Source organism: Streptomyces sp. E-08, assembly GCF_049913095.1.
Lineage (GTDB): Bacteria > Actinomycetota > Actinomycetes > Streptomycetales > Streptomycetaceae > Streptomyces.
The window spans coordinates 2685023-2697920 of record NZ_CP183971.1 but is presented as its reverse complement, the minus strand read 5'-3'; the positions used below and the strand labels follow the sequence as shown (position 1 = coordinate 2697920).

Sequence of the window (12898 nt, the reverse complement as noted above, 5' to 3'; positions counted from 1 at the left end):
CGAGCCCGGCCCGATCCGAAGGCAGGCCCGAGGACTCAGCCGCAGCAGCCCCCACCGCAGCAACCGCCACCGCCGCCACCGCCCTGCGCGGGGGCGGCGGAGGCGCTTCCGCCGACGGCCACGGCCGAGAGCAGCTTCACGGTGTCGTCGTGCCCGGCGGGGCAGGCGGCGGGGGCGGAGGACTCGGCCATGGGACGGCTGAGCTCGAAGGTGTCGCCGCAGGTACGGCAGCGGTATTCGTAACGAGGCATGGGAACAGGCTAGCGGCGGACCGCACCAGGCATCAGTGCCACGCTCCTCACGTCAGTGCGCGCCGCCCCGGTCCTCCCGGATCTGGCCGACGACGCGCGCGGCCGCGGAGCGGACGGCCTCCAGCTCGGTCAGGAAGTGCCAGTAGTCGGGGTGGCGGCCCTCGAGACCGCCCACGGCCCGGTCGAGCCGGGCGACGGCCTCGTCGAGGGGCCGGGCGTGCCGGGGGTCGGGCGTGCTGCGCCCCGCCATGGCGAGCCGCTGGGCGTCCCGTACCGCGAACCGGGTGCGGTCGATCTCCGCCTTCGGGTCCTTCGCGACGGCGTCCAGGCGGCGCAGCCGCTCACCGGCGGCCGAGACGGCCTCGTCGGTCGAGTCGAGCAGCGCGCGGGCGGTGGAGAGCAGCGAGGTCGCGTCGGGCCAGCGCTGCTCGGCCCGCGCCTTCCCGGCCTCGGCGAGCCGGTCCCCGGCCTGCCGGAGGGTCACGACGGCCTGCTCCGGCACGTGCTGGAGGTCCTGCCAGCAGGCGGCCGAGTACCGGCGGCGCAGCTCGGAGAGCAGGGGCTCGACACCCCCGGCGCGGGTGGTGAGCGCCTCGGTGCGGGTACGCAGCGACACGAGCCGCTTGTCGATCTCGGCGGCCCGCTCGGGCAGCCGCTCGGCCTCGGCCCGTACGGCCTCGGCGTCCCGCAGGACACGGTCGGCCCGCTGGAGCGTCTCGGGGACGCCGTGCCGGCCGGCGCCCTCGTTGAGCAGGGTCAGCTCGGGTCCGAGCGCGGCGAGGCGCGCGGCCAGGTCGTCGGCGCGCAGCCCACCCTCCCGGACGCCGTCGAGGGCCCCGCTCGCACCCCGCAGGGCCTGCCGGGCGCGCTCGACGGCGGGCGCGAGGCGGGCGAGCTGGGTCTCGGCACGGTCGAGGAGCGGAGCGAGGCCCTCCTCGAACCGGTCCAACTCGCCCCTGACACGGTCGAGCTCCTCCTTGGCGCGGGTCAGATCGGCGCGGGCGCGGGAGGCGGTGGCGGCGTCGAGCTCGTCCCGGTCGAGATCATGAGCGTCGACGGCTCCGATGTAGAGGTGACTGACGTCATCGATCCGCCGCCCGAGCGCCGCGAACCCGTCGACGGCGCGCCGCGCCTCCGGCGAACTGTCGACGGCGGTGATCGTCTCGATGGAGATGCGGAGCCCGCGCTGGGCGGTGTCGAGCTCGTAGAAGGCGGCGGCCGCGGCGTCCTTGGCGGCCTGCGCCTCGGCCCGCTGGCTCTCCCCGCGCCCGCCGAACCAGCGGCGGGTCCCGCCGCCGGCGAAGGCCTGCGGCAGCAGCGCGCCCACCAGCAGGGGCAGCGCGAGCGCCAGCCGGAACGCGGAGGAACCCCTGGGCGCCGATGTGCCCCTATCGCTCGCCGCCACGTACTACTCCCCGTGCTGTGTCCGCCGTGCCCGGTCAGGCTTCATTCTCCCACCCGGTAAGGACGAACACACGGCCCGGTCAGTTCGCCGTACGGACGGTGACGTCCCCGTTGTCGCTGCGCAGGCTCACGACGCGCTCGCTGTCGTCCCGGCGGGGCACGTCGAGACGGACGTCACCGTTGTCACTGGAGCCGGCCACGGCGTACTCGGCCTCGGGCACCGTCACCGTGACGTCCCCGTTGTCGGTGACGACGTCGACCTTGCGGGGGACGACGCCGAGGGTGATCTGCACGTCGCCGTTGTCGGACCGTACGGAGACCTGGGACGAGGTGACCGAGTCCGCGACGTCGACGTCCCCGTTGCCGCTCCCGAGATCAAGCCCTCCACTGACCTTCCGGACCCGCACGTCGCCGTTGTCGGACCGCACCTTCAGGGGGGTGGTGAAGCCCTCGGCGGTGACGCCCCCGTTGTCGTCCTCGACGGAGACGGCGACCCCACGGGGCACCTGGATGCGGTGGACGGCCCCACAGCTGGCGGCGACCCCGTCGCAGTCGACCCGGAGCGTGAGCCGCCCGTCGACCAGCTTCCAGCTGGCCTCGGGCCCCGACCCCATGAACACCCACCCGTCGACCTGCCGCTCGACCCGCACGTCGTCGATGTCGGCGGGCGTGATCACCAGCTCGGAGTTGTCCGAGTCGATGGTGAGCGCGTCCCCGCCGAACGCGAACGCCTTCCGCTCCACCGGCGCCCCCTCGACATCGGCGGCCCCACACCCGGCGAGCGCGAACACGGCGACCCCGGAAGCGAGCAGCACACGGAACGGACGACCTGCGACCATGACGATTTCCCCCAGAGGCGACGCGACGATCCCCCGACGCTACGACCCCACCACCCCACGCCACGATCCGGCGACCCACCGTCCCGGGGGTGGGGCTACCCCCCGAGAGATACCGGTTTGCGGCACCCACCCCAGGTCCATGTAGGCTGTTGCCTCTTCCACGGGTGCGTAGCTCAGGGGTAGAGCGCTGCTCTTACAAAGCAGATGTCGGCGGTTCGAAACCGTCCGCGCCCACCAGCAGGTAGCAAGGCAAAGGCCCAGGTCACCGGTACTGAACCGGGAGCCTGGGCCTTGTTCGTTCCTCGGTGGGGGAGGGGCGTCGTGACAGTTGCGGGCCGGGTGGTTCGTCGGGCTCCGTAGGGAGGGCCTTCCTGATCTGCTCGTCGACGTGGGTGGCGATGGCGTGGTCGCGCCCGTTCGCGGTCCGTACCGACGAGTGCCCCATCCGCTCGCGCGTCGTGGCGCCCTCGGTCGCTGCGTCGTCGAAGGGGCCCGTCTGCGTCTCGAAGGCGGGGAGGGACCTGTCTCTGCTTCGTCGTTGTGTGAGTTGATGTTTACAACTGACATTTATGGCGGCCCCGCGCGGGCGTCCCGGCGCGTCCGAGTCGTTCGTGCTCGCCCTGGGGAACGGCCTCCGGTGCAGGTCAGGGCATGGATGTGGTCGTATGGGGGGATGAGTACCCTGTATGTGTTCGCCAGTGACGCCGAGCCCCTTTTCGACATCGCCCGTGTCATCGAGGACGCGCAGGCCGAGGGATGGGACGTCTGTCTCGGGCTCAGCCCCACGGCTGCCCGCTGGCTCGCCGGGTCGCTCGACGGGCTTGCCGCGCTCACCGGGCATCCCGTGCGCTGGGACTACCCGCTGCCCGGTGAGCCCGACGTGTGGCCGGCCGCTTCCGCGATCCTGTTCGCGCCGGCCACCTTCGCCGCGGTCAATCAGTGGGCGCTCGGCATCGCCGACACGTTCGTCGTCGGGGTCGTCGCGGAGGGCATCGGTCAGGGGATCCCGATGGTCGCGATGCCTTGCGTGAACGAAGCCCATGCCCGCCACCCGCAGTTCGAGCGGTCCGTCGAGACGCTTCGCGGCGCCGGGGTCTCGGTGCTCCTGCCCCATGAGCCGGCCGTGGGGTTCCCCTGGTCGCTCGCCCTCTCCGCCGTGCGTGAGCGGATCGTTGTCGGTTGAGGGGGCGCTGCTCGGGCACCCGGGCCAGAACGAACCGCACCCGCCCGAGCCGCCCGACGAGGCCGAGAACGACGTCGGAGGACATCACTCTTCTGCGGAGGGTGGGCAGCCGCGACGAGGTGCGCGTGTGGACGCGGGACGGGATCGGTGCGCTCGTCCGGGAGGCCACGTCGCATCTCTGAGCCCCGCAACGGGACGCGAGTTGACGGGGGCTCGTCCCTGACTGTGTACTCCCCGCATGGCTGAGGTGGGGGACGCGCCCGAACCCGGGCTGCACGGTGGCGAGATGACGCCGCAGCGGTACATGGAGACCAGACTCGCGCAGTACCAGGGGTGGTACGACGCCAAGGCGACCCGGATGAAGGCGATGCATCTGCGGATGCGGACCGTCTCCGTCGTCGGCGGGGCGCTCGTGCCCGTGTTCGTGAACGTCGATCTGGGCTTCGCGCGGATCATCGCCACGGTGCTGAGCGTGGTCGTCGTCGCCGCCGTGTCGCTGGAGAGCGTCTACCGGTACCGGGAGCAGTGGAAGAACTACCGGTCCACCGAGCAACTGCTCGGGCACGAGCGGGTCTACTTCGAGACCAAGGTCGGGCCGTACCACGACCTCGGCAGGCGCGAGGCGTTCGCCGTCCTCGTCTCCCGCGTCGAGAAGGCCATCGCCAACGAGAACTCCGCGACCCTGAACGTCATGACGCTCGGCGGGCAGGTCAACTCCGACGTGCAGCAGCACGGGGGCGGCGTTCCCGGCGCCCGGCAGGAGTCGGAGGCCTCCTGAGCGTGCCCGTGGGCCCCGGCTCGCGGGGCCCACGGAACGTCACGCCCGGTGAGGCGTCCGGGTCAGCACCACTTGTAGTCGACCCGCGTCGAGTTGTACGAGCAGGTGTCGACGGTCGTGCCGTTCGACTTGCGCAGCTTCGCCGTGTCCCGGTCGTTGTTCCAGACGTACGCGCCACGGTTCTGGTACACGTTCGCCGAGGTGTTCGTGCCGCGCCCCGTGCGGACCGTCACGATCTTGCCCTTGCCGAGCGTGTAGCTGCCGAAGGTGTACTTGTGGTTGGCCGCGTCCGTCAGCGTCCAACCCCGCAGGTTGACCGCCGCGCCGGTCGTGTTGCGTATCTGGACGTACTCGCCGTTCAGGCTGCTGTTGGAGCGGTTGTCCGAGCCCGGGCTGTCGTAGTAGATCTTGTACAGGTGGACCGAGCCGGCGGCCTGCGCCTGCGAAGGCAGCAGCAGGATGCCGGAGGCGGCGGCCGCGGTCACGGCCGCGAGCGTGCGTACGCGAAGCATGAATGTCCCTCAGTTCTCTGCCGGATGCCCGCCGATGGGACCCGGCGAGCACACAGGATACGCACGCCCTTCACCGGTTCCGCACAAGTTCCGGCCACTCGCCGGCAACCGGCCTAGACTCGGCCCATGGGCGACGACTTGCTGCGGATCACCGTCCTCGGGTCCGCCACCCCCTTCCCCCGGCCCGGCAACGCCTGCTCCGGCTATCTCGTCGAGGGCGGCGGCGTCCGCCTCTGGGTGGACGCCGGCACCGGCACCCTCGCCGAGCTCCAGCGGTACGTGGCACTCGGCGACGTCGACGCCGTGTGGATCTCCCATCTGCACGCCGACCACAGCGCCGACCTGCTCACCGCCTTCTACGGGCTGCTGTACGCAGGGCTCGACCTCCCGCACCCCCTGCCCCTCTTCGGCCCGCCCGGCATCGCCGACCGGCTCGCCGCCTTCCTCACCAGCGGACCCGACCGCAGCCCCGTCGAGAGCGCCTTCCGCGTGGAGGAGCTCTACGACGGACACGTCGCCCGCGTCGGCGGACTCGCCCTCCGGTCCCGTGCCGTCGAGCACGGCGGACCGCCCGCCTTCGCCCTGCGCGTGGAGGACGCGGTAGGGCGCTCCCTCGTCTACTCCGGGGACTGCGAGCCGTGCGACGCCCTCGTCGAACTCGCCCTCGACTGCGATCTGTTCGTCTGCGAGGCCGACGGCTGCGTGCCCGGGCACCACTCGGCCGCGCAGGCCGGCCGGAGCGCCGCCGACGCCCGTGCCGGCCGTCTCGTCGTGACCCACGTCGGGCCGGGCACCGCGCCCGCCGACGCCGTCGCCCTGGCCGCCGCCGAGTTCCCCGGCGACGTCACCCACGCCGATCCCGGGGCGCGGTTCGAGGTCCTCGCCGCCGGTGCCGGTGCCGGGGCGGAGTTCGGTGCCGGCGCCCTCACGCGTCGAAGTCGTACTCCAGGACGTACGACGACGAGTCCAGCGTCATCTCGTTGAGCTCCACCGCCACCCCCGGCCCCGTGAAGGCCGTGCGTCCGATCAGGACCACCGGCGTCCCGAACTCCAGGGAGAGCCGGTCCGACTCGTCCGCCGTCGGCATCCGGCAGCGGATCTCCTCCCGGAACCGCACCGGCCGGTGTCCCAGCTCCGTGAGCCGCGCGTAGGTGCTGCCCGGGCCCGTGTCCGGCTCGGTGATCGGCGTACCGCGGACCAGCTCGGCCGAGAGGTACGACACCGAGAGCAGCACCGGCTTGGCGTCGAGGACGAACCGGCGGCTGCGGACGCACACGGGCGTTCCCGGCGTCAGGTTCAGCGCACCCGCGACCCGGTCGCCGGCCTCCGTCTCGCCCACCTCGATCTGGTCGACGACCAGCTCCCGGTCCTCCACGTCCGCCGCCCAGACCGAGCGGCCGCTGCCCCACTGGTCCCCGGCGAGGCGCGGGATGCCCCGGCGCCGCAGCGGACGGAAGACCCGGACGAAGACCCCGGCACCCTTGCGCGCCTCGGCGAGCCCTTCCGTACGCAGCACGGAAAGGGCCTGGCGAGCGGTCATGCGGGCCACGTCGTACGTCGACATGAGGTCGTTCTCGCCGGGGAGCCGATCGCCCGGCGCGAAGGCACCCGAACGGATCGCGGTTCTCAACTCGTCGGCGATGCGCTGGTACTTGGGCCGACGAGCGCTGTCCTGGTCAGTCACGGGTGGACCACTCCCTTCGTCTGCGGGACACCCTACGGCGCGCTCATCGGCCCGGGGGCGCACCCGTACGCCGTCCCGGCCGGTCGATCCATCCATCGGGGGACATCTCTAGAGATACGTTGACAGGGCGGGGTCGCCGCGCTTCCCTGAGTGTCCCCAAGCTTCAGGAATCGGGACGGAGGGGATGCGTGCAGCCACTGCCCGAGGTCGGTGACCTCGTCCGCGACACCGCCACGGGGCGGGTCGGTTTCTATGTGGAGAGCGTCTCCGGGCGCCTTCGGATCCGCGCGGTCCACGGCGGCGGCGAGTGGGAGGCCGAGCCCCTCGACGTCCAGCCCGCCACGCCCCTGCACGAGCTGCGCGCCCGCACCGCCGAGATCAACGCACGGAGCAGACGCGGTTTCGGCGGGTAGCGGGTAGCTGGACGGGGCGGGGGGACGGCCCCCGTCGGCCTCCGGGCGGTTGTCAGTGGCGCGCGCCACACTGGAGGCATGTGCCGAAGCATCAAGACGCTCCGTCCGCCCGCGCTGCCCGAGGAGGCGACCGAGGACGACATCCGCGCCGCCGCCCTGCAGTACGTCCGCAAGGTCTCCGGCTTCCACGCCCCCGCCGCCCACAACCGTGAGGTCTTCGAGCGGGCCGTGGACGAGATCGCCGACGCCACCGCGAGACTCCTCGACGGCCTGGAGGTGCGCGGCGCGCACCCCACCGCCGCCCGGATCCGCGAGCCTCGGCCCGCCGCCGTCAGGCCGCGGTCGCGGGAGCCGCAGCCGGACGCCGTATGAGGTACGCGGCTAGACCGCCCGCCAGGAAGAGCGCGAGGGTCGACACCCCCGCGCTGAACCAGGTGGCGCCCAGCCACTGACCGCCCAGCCAGCCGAGCCCCACGCTGTACGAGGCCCAGACCACACCCGCCAGCGCCGACCACGGCAGGAACTCCTCGACCCGCCGCTTCGCCGCGCCCGCGCCCAGTGAGACCACGGAGCGGCCGGCAGGGGCGAAGCGCGCGAGCACCACGAGCAGGCCGCCACCCCGGGTGAGCGCGGTGCCGAGACGTTCCTGCGCCAGCGAGAGGCGGCGCGAGCGGGCGATGACCCTGTCCAGCCTCGCGCCCCCGCGCAGGGCGAGGCGGTAGGCCAGGAAGTCGCCGAGTACGGAGGCACTGGCCGCGCAGGCGAGCAGGGGGAGGAGCGACGGCACGCCGGAAGCGGCCCCGGTCGCCGTGGCCGCCGCCGTGGCGGCGGTGATCACCAGGAAGCCGCTCGGCAGCACGGGCAGGAAGACGTCGAGCAGGATCGACGTCGCCACCACCGGATAGATCCACGGGCCGGCGGTGAGCGACCGCAGCGAGCCCAGGCTGTCGAGCAGATTCACAGGGCCAGAGCCTACGCGGGGGCGGCGGCCCCGCGGTCGGTGGGTGCGGGGAGTCGGGGCGGGAAGGGGTTGGGCGGGGCGAGGCGGGAGGAGCCGGGGTGGGGCGGGGCGGGAGGAGCCGGGGTGGGGCGAGGTGGAAGGGGGGTGGGGCGGGGTGGGAGGAGTCGGGCGGGGCGAGGCAGGACGAGACGGAGCCGGGTGAGCCGGGACCGGGCCGGACGGGGCGGTACGGGATCGGAGGGGGTGGTGCGGGGAGGGTGAGTCGGGGCCGGGCCGGACGGGGCGGGCGCGACGGGGTCGGGTGGTTGCCGTGCGGCGGTTCCTCAGTTCTGGGCGGGGATGTCCAGGGCGGTCCCGTACAGGCGCGAGACCCGGACCAGGATGGTCACGCGCCGGTCGGGCAGCGGCTGCTCGCCGGGGGCCGCCCCGTCGGCCGGGTCCGCTATCTCCGCCTCTCCCTCCGCCACGGCGAACGACCAGACGTCCGGGCCGCTGACGTGCAGTGAGGTGTGCGGCTCGCGGCGCAACTGGCGGACCTTGAGGCGGTCGGCGGTGGAGGAGATCCGCAGGACGCGTTCCTCGGCGTTCCAGTCGTAGAGGACGGTCGACAGGTGCGGGTGGCCGGTGCTCCTGATGCTCGCGAGTACCCCGAACTGCTGCCGGCTCAACAGGTGGGAGAGCTCCTGGTCGGTGAGCACTCGGGGGGCCGGGCCGTCGTTCTGGGTGGTGCCGGTGGTGGTCTCGGCGGCGGTGTGCTCGCGCATGGCGGTCAGCCTTTCGGTCTCTCGACGGTCGGGGTGAGACGGGTGGGACGGGAGCAACGAGGAGACCGTAGCAGATAGTTTTGTTGCGGACTATTTGTTTCGGCCTCACTCATCCCGAGCCCGCGGCCCGACAGGCCGACAGCTCGCCATCCGACGAGAAGGGCCGGAAACCGCGCTGCGGAATCCGGCCCCTTCTGTCAGGCGGTGGGTGTGTCAGGCCGCGACCGGCGCGCCCCGCTCCTCGCGGGCCTTCGCGTCCGTCGCCTCCCCGGCGCCGAACAGCCGGTCGAGGGCCAGCGCTCCCGGGCCCGTGAACACGAGCAGCGCGAAGGCCCAGCAGAACATGGCCGCGCCCTCGCCGCCGTTCTGGAGCGGGAAGAGCGACTCCGGCTGGTGGACCTTGAAGTACGCGTACGCCATCGAGCCCGAGGCGAGGAACGCGGCGCTCCGGGTGCCGAGTCCGGCCAGGACCAGGATGCCGGCGCCGAGCTGGATGACGGCCGCGTACCAGCCCGGCCAGGTGCCGGCCGGTATCGCCGTGCCGCCGAGGAGGCCGAAGAGCGACGCGGCGCCGTGGCAGGCGAAGAGCAGGCCGACGACGATGCGGAAGAGGCCGAGCGCGTAGGGCTGTGCCCGGTTCAGGCGGGCGGTGAGGCTCGTGGGGGTGGGGGCGGTGGTGCTCTGGGCGGTCATGGGGGTGGGACTCCTTCGGCCTGGCCCCGTCCGTGGGGAACGGGGTGTGGGGGACGGAAACCGATGAGGCCGTAAGGTTAGGCACCCCTCACTAGTGCTTGCAAGTTCAACATTCGGACATCGGGGGGCGTGTGGCGAGGCTCACTCCCCGATGCCCGTCGCTGACGTGCGCTCAGTGGGCGTGTGCTCAGCAGCCGTTGAGGACGGACTGGAGCGCGCTCTTCTCGGCGGAGTCGACGCTGAGGTTCCAGTAGTACTTCACCTGCACCCACGCCCTGACGTACGTGCAGCGGTAGGCCGTCCGCGAGGGCAGCCACTTCGCCGGGTCCAGGTCGCCCTTGGCCTGGTTGACGTTGTCGGTGACGGCTATGAGCTGCGGCCGCGTGAGGTCGTTCGCGAAGGACTGGCGCTGGGCGGTGGTCCAGGAGTTCGCGCCCGAGCGCCAGGCCTCGGCGAGCGGGACCATGTGGTCGATGTCGAGGTCCGAGGCGGCGGTCCAGGTGGCGCCGTCGTACTCGGAGTACCAGCTGCCGCTGGTCGCGGCACAGCTGGAGTCGGTGACGACGTTCACGCCGTCGCGTTTGAGGACGGTCTCGCGCGTGTTGCAGGTGCCGGACTGGGTGATCCAGTGCGGGAAGAGGTCCCGGCTGTAACCCGAGGTGGAACCTTCCGCCTTGACCGTGAGGGCGGCCAGGTAGGTACGCGCGGTCGCCGCGCTGACCGGGGTGGGCATGGCGGCCTGTGCGGCCGGGGCGGTGGTGAGGAGACCCGTGACGGTGAGGGCGGCGGAGGTGGCGAGCACGGCGAGTCGACGCGCGTAGATCATGCCGATGGGCATGTGAACTCCCTTGGTGTGAGGGGACCTTGGCTGGCTGCCGTCCCCGCGGGGTGCCGGGCGGTGGGCCCGGTCATCGTGGCGGCGCCAGGTTTCGGTGGGGGGTGCGCCAGGTAACAGAGTGACGACATGGACACGTCACATCAAGGGGTGTGACGCACCTGATGGAGCGCCAGATTCCGCCCGGCGTCCAGCGGTTCGGGACGCGGGAGCCGGGGGGCGGGAGGCGGGAGCCTGGAGCCCGGAAGGGAGGCGGGAGCCGGGAGTCCGGAAGGAAGCCGGGAGTCGGGAGTCCGGAAGGGAGCCGGGAGTCCGGGGTCAGGGGCAGGGTGCCGAGTGTCGGGGCGACGGTTCGGAGCTCGACGGGAGTCCGCCCGGACCCGGAAACGCCTCGCGCGCGGCCGGAGTGTCCGGCCGCGCGCGAGGCGGAGAGAGGGGGAGGAAGCGGGTTACGCCAGGACGGTCAGCGTGATCGAGCCGTCCGCCGCGGGCTCCACTCGCAGCCGCGTGAGGTCGGCGACGTGCACGTCCGGAGCGAAGGCCGCCGCGCGGGGGCCCACGCCGACGACGCGCATGCCGGCCGCGCGGCCCGCCTGGATGCCCGCCTCGGAGTCCTCGAAGACCACGCAGTCCGCCGGTTCGAAGCCCAGCGCCGCCGCACCCTTGAGGAAGCCTTCGGGGTCGGGCTTGCTGGCGCCGACGCTCTCGGCGGTGATCCGGGTCTCCGGCGTCCGGAGCGCCGCCGCACCCATCCGGGCCGCGGCGAGAGCCCTGTCCGCGGAGGTCACCAGGGCGTGCGGGAGGTCCGCGATCGCGGCCATGAAGGCCTGGGCGCCGGGGACGGGGACGACCCCGTCGAGGTCGGCGGTCTCCTCGGCCAGCATCACCCGGTTGTCGGCGTGGTTCTCCGCCATCGGGCGGTCCGGGAGCAGGACGGCCATCGTCGCGAACCCCTGGCGGCCGTGGACCACCTTCAGGACGTCGGCCGCGTCGAGACCCTGGCGGTCCGCCCAGCGGCGCCAGCAGCGTTCGACGACGGCGTCCGAGTTGACGAGGGTGCCGTCCATGTCGAGGAGGAGGGCGCGGGCGGTGAGCGTTGCCGGGGTGGTGGCGGCCATCGGGTCTCCAGAAGGGGTGGCACGGAGAACGAAGCGGTCCCGCCCACCGGTCAGGGAGTGCGGGCGGGGCCACTTTGTTCTTCTACGATACAAAACCGGAGGCCGTCTTGGCCAACCGGCCGCCCGGCCACCCCCTACAGCCAGGTGCTCCGCTCCAGGGCCTCGCGCGTGTGGGGGCCGTACACACCCTTCGGGTCGCCCTCGATGTACATCCAGGACTGGTAGCTCTTCACCGCGCGCCAGACCTCCTGGTCGTACTCCCCGTCCACGTCTCCGTGGTACGCCCCCGCCAGGGTCAGCCGGGCCTGGAGCTCGACGACCTCGTCGCCCGACGAGCCGATGCTCAGCGTGACCGCCGCCTCATCGGTCTCCGGGGGCGGCTCCGAGGGCGGCGTGGCGGTCGTCGGAGCGGCGGTCGTCGGGGCGGCGGTGGGGGTCGCCGCCGGAGGGGCGGCGGAGCTCGCCGACGCGCTCGGGCTCGCGGTGGTACGGCTCGGGGACGGGGTGGCGGACGGTGACGCGGACGTCCGGTCCGGGGTCGGCGACGAGGTGGTCGGCTCCGGGGTCCCGGAGGAGGGGGACGGCGCCTCCGACACGGCGACGTTCAGCGACGCGCTCGTGGTCACCTCGGGCACGGCCGCCCGGTCGTCGGTGTCGTCCGCGCCGCCGAGGACGGCCGCCGCCAGGGCGGCGGTGCCCGCCACGGCGACGGCGGCCACCGCGGCGACCATCACGCCGCGCTTGCGGCCCCGCGCCCGCGCCGGCTCGTGCTCGTGGGCGTGGCCGTGCTCGCGCCCACGCTCGTATCCGTGCCCATGTCCATGTCCGTGTCCGGGTCCATGTCCGTGTCCGTGTCCGGGTCCGTGTCCGGGGGCGGGAGGTACGTCGCCGATGCCGCGCAGTAGCAGCGGCATCGTCTCGGAGGGGTCGCCCTCCGGCGCGGTGCCGGGGTGCGACTCCGGGCCCGAGCCCGACCCGTTCGGGTGGGCCGCCGGTACGGGTGTCGGCGCCGTGGGGCCGGCCTCCGGGCGTACGGCGGCCAACTGGGCGGTCGGCGGGTCCTCCGGCGCGTAGGCCGGCAGGTACGCCGTCGGGTCCTCCGGTGCGTAGGCCGGCAGGTGCCCCGTCGGGTCCTCCCGGCCCCCGGGCCCCTCCGGCCCCTCGGGGGCGTCCAGGGTCACGTACGGCCTGATCCGCAGCGGGTCGAAGTCCTCGGCCGCTGTCGTCTCGGCCGCCAGGCCCGCCGCCCTGGCGCAGGCGCAGCCAGGTCTGTGTACACCGCATTCAGGACAGACGTGTCCGGTCATGATGGGTCCCCTCCCCGAGACAACTGCGAGCGATTATGCAGCCCGCCCCTGTCCGACGGGCGAACGAGTGTGCCCTTCGGGAGGCCATATCGGGATATTCCGATCAGGATGGAGCCGCGGACGCGGGCGCGGACGCAGCCTCGGACGCAGATGCCG

16 protein-coding genes and 1 tRNA gene are annotated in these 12898 nt (G+C 73.0%); 6 read left to right on the top strand and 11 right to left on the bottom strand.

What is annotated here, in order from left to right; translation table 11 throughout:
• Positions 1 to 35 precede the first annotated feature (35 nt).
• The 3 genes from ACN9MM_RS12350 to ACN9MM_RS12340 form a co-directional block, all read right to left on the bottom strand.
• A complete protein-coding gene (locus ACN9MM_RS12350; RefSeq protein ID WP_385568088.1) occupies positions 36 to 251 on the bottom strand; it encodes an FmdB family zinc ribbon protein in 216 nt (71 codons plus the stop codon).
• 52 nt (positions 252 to 303) lie between these two features.
• Positions 304 to 1602, bottom strand: a complete 1299-nt coding sequence (locus ACN9MM_RS12345; protein ID WP_426368726.1) for a hypothetical protein — start codon at positions 1600 to 1602, stop codon at positions 304 to 306.
• 133 nt (positions 1603 to 1735) lie between these two features.
• Positions 1736 to 2494, bottom strand: coding sequence for a DUF4097 family beta strand repeat-containing protein (locus ACN9MM_RS12340; RefSeq protein WP_426363669.1), 759 nt, complete (start codon positions 2492 to 2494; stop codon positions 1736 to 1738).
• Positions 2495 to 2656: 162 nt separating this feature from the next.
• Between ACN9MM_RS12340 and ACN9MM_RS12335 the strand changes: the two genes are divergently transcribed.
• The 3 genes from ACN9MM_RS12335 (at position 2657) to ACN9MM_RS12325 (ending at position 4455) form a co-directional block, all read left to right on the top strand.
• A tRNA-Val gene (locus ACN9MM_RS12335) sits at positions 2657 to 2731 on the top strand.
• Between the two features lie 436 nt (positions 2732 to 3167).
• Positions 3168 to 3677 (top strand): flavoprotein, encoded by a 510-nt coding sequence (locus ACN9MM_RS12330; protein WP_426363668.1) that lies wholly within the window; start codon positions 3168 to 3170, stop codon positions 3675 to 3677.
• A gap of 238 nt (positions 3678 to 3915) precedes the next feature.
• Positions 3916 to 4455, top strand: a complete 540-nt coding sequence (locus tag ACN9MM_RS12325) for a DUF4231 domain-containing protein (protein ID WP_426363667.1) — start codon at positions 3916 to 3918, stop codon at positions 4453 to 4455.
• A 62-nt stretch (positions 4456 to 4517) separates the two neighbouring features.
• Here ACN9MM_RS12325 and ACN9MM_RS12320 read toward each other — a convergent pair whose 3' ends face one another.
• Complete coding sequence (locus tag ACN9MM_RS12320) at positions 4518 to 4967, bottom strand: lamin tail domain-containing protein (RefSeq protein ID WP_426363666.1); 450 nt, start codon at positions 4965 to 4967, stop codon at positions 4518 to 4520.
• A gap of 126 nt (positions 4968 to 5093) precedes the next feature.
• On the opposite strand from ACN9MM_RS12320, the gene ACN9MM_RS12315 reads away from it, so the two are divergent.
• Positions 5094 to 5951, top strand: a complete 858-nt coding sequence (locus tag ACN9MM_RS12315; protein WP_426363665.1) for an MBL fold metallo-hydrolase — start codon at positions 5094 to 5096, stop codon at positions 5949 to 5951.
• Here the strand turns inward: ACN9MM_RS12315 and ACN9MM_RS12310 are convergent.
• The gene (locus tag ACN9MM_RS12310) at positions 5893 to 6651 is read right to left on the bottom strand and encodes a GntR family transcriptional regulator (RefSeq protein WP_426363664.1); all 759 of its coding nucleotides are present in this window, start codon (positions 6649 to 6651) and stop codon (positions 5893 to 5895) included. The genes ACN9MM_RS12315 and ACN9MM_RS12310 overlap by 59 nt on opposite strands.
• A gap of 188 nt (positions 6652 to 6839) precedes the next feature.
• Between ACN9MM_RS12310 and ACN9MM_RS12305 the strand changes: the two genes are divergently transcribed.
• The gene (locus tag ACN9MM_RS12305; RefSeq protein ID WP_426363663.1) at positions 6840 to 7064 is read left to right on the top strand and encodes a hypothetical protein; all 225 of its coding nucleotides are present in this window, start codon (positions 6840 to 6842) and stop codon (positions 7062 to 7064) included.
• A 78-nt stretch (positions 7065 to 7142) separates the two neighbouring features.
• On the top strand, positions 7143 to 7436 hold the full coding sequence (locus tag ACN9MM_RS12300) for a DUF2277 domain-containing protein (protein ID WP_426363662.1): 294 nt from the start codon (positions 7143 to 7145) through the stop codon (positions 7434 to 7436).
• Here the strand turns inward: ACN9MM_RS12300 and ACN9MM_RS12295 are convergent.
• From ACN9MM_RS12295 to ACN9MM_RS12270, 6 genes are all read right to left on the bottom strand, one after another.
• Positions 7396 to 8019: a DedA family protein gene (locus tag ACN9MM_RS12295; RefSeq protein ID WP_426368725.1), complete on the bottom strand. Its 624-nt coding sequence runs from the start codon at positions 8017 to 8019 to the stop codon at positions 7396 to 7398. The genes ACN9MM_RS12300 and ACN9MM_RS12295 overlap by 41 nt on opposite strands.
• Before the next feature lie 329 nt (positions 8020 to 8348).
• A complete protein-coding gene (locus ACN9MM_RS12290) occupies positions 8349 to 8789 on the bottom strand; it encodes a pyridoxamine 5'-phosphate oxidase family protein (RefSeq protein WP_426363661.1) in 441 nt (146 codons plus the stop codon).
• 213 nt (positions 8790 to 9002) lie between these two features.
• Positions 9003 to 9482 carry a DoxX family protein gene (locus ACN9MM_RS12285; protein WP_426363660.1) on the bottom strand — a complete coding sequence of 160 codons (480 nt, stop codon included), beginning with the start codon at positions 9480 to 9482 and terminating at the stop codon, positions 9003 to 9005.
• 187 nt (positions 9483 to 9669) lie between these two features.
• Positions 9670 to 10314, bottom strand: coding sequence for an HNH endonuclease family protein (locus ACN9MM_RS12280; protein WP_426368724.1), 645 nt, complete (start codon positions 10312 to 10314; stop codon positions 9670 to 9672).
• A gap of 452 nt (positions 10315 to 10766) precedes the next feature.
• Entirely contained in the window at positions 10767 to 11435 is a 669-nt protein-coding gene (locus ACN9MM_RS12275) for an HAD-IA family hydrolase (RefSeq protein ID WP_426363659.1), read from the bottom strand.
• Positions 11436 to 11569: 134 nt separating this feature from the next.
• Positions 11570 to 12742 carry a peptidoglycan-binding protein gene (locus tag ACN9MM_RS12270; RefSeq protein ID WP_426363658.1) on the bottom strand — a complete coding sequence of 391 codons (1173 nt, stop codon included), beginning with the start codon at positions 12740 to 12742 and terminating at the stop codon, positions 11570 to 11572.
• Positions 12743 to 12898: the final 156 nt, after the last annotated feature.

Bases quoted from the DNA above. Each gene is read 5' to 3' on its own strand.
- ACN9MM_RS12350 (WP_385568088.1), bottom strand. From the start codon at position 251: ATGCCTCGTTACGAATACCGCTGCCGTACCTGCGGCGACACCTTCGAG.
- ACN9MM_RS12340 (WP_426363669.1), bottom strand. From the start codon at position 2,494: ATGGTCGCAGGTCGTCCGTTCCGTGTGCTGCTCGCTTCCGGGGTCGCC.
- ACN9MM_RS12330 (WP_426363668.1), top strand. From the start codon at position 3,168: ATGAGTACCCTGTATGTGTTCGCCAGTGACGCCGAGCCCCTTTTCGAC.
- ACN9MM_RS12325 (WP_426363667.1), top strand. From the start codon at position 3,916: ATGGCTGAGGTGGGGGACGCGCCCGAACCCGGGCTGCACGGTGGCGAG.
- ACN9MM_RS12320 (WP_426363666.1), bottom strand. From the start codon at position 4,967: ATGCTTCGCGTACGCACGCTCGCGGCCGTGACCGCGGCCGCCGCCTCC.
- ACN9MM_RS12315 (WP_426363665.1), top strand. From the start codon at position 5,094: ATGGGCGACGACTTGCTGCGGATCACCGTCCTCGGGTCCGCCACCCCC.
- ACN9MM_RS12300 (WP_426363662.1), top strand. From the start codon at position 7,143: ATGTGCCGAAGCATCAAGACGCTCCGTCCGCCCGCGCTGCCCGAGGAG.
- ACN9MM_RS12290 (WP_426363661.1), bottom strand. From the start codon at position 8,789: ATGCGCGAGCACACCGCCGCCGAGACCACCACCGGCACCACCCAGAAC.
- ACN9MM_RS12285 (WP_426363660.1), bottom strand. From the start codon at position 9,482: ATGACCGCCCAGAGCACCACCGCCCCCACCCCCACGAGCCTCACCGCC.
- ACN9MM_RS12275 (WP_426363659.1), bottom strand. From the start codon at position 11,435: ATGGCCGCCACCACCCCGGCAACGCTCACCGCCCGCGCCCTCCTCCTC.
- ACN9MM_RS12270 (WP_426363658.1), bottom strand. From the start codon at position 12,742: ATGACCGGACACGTCTGTCCTGAATGCGGTGTACACAGACCTGGCTGC.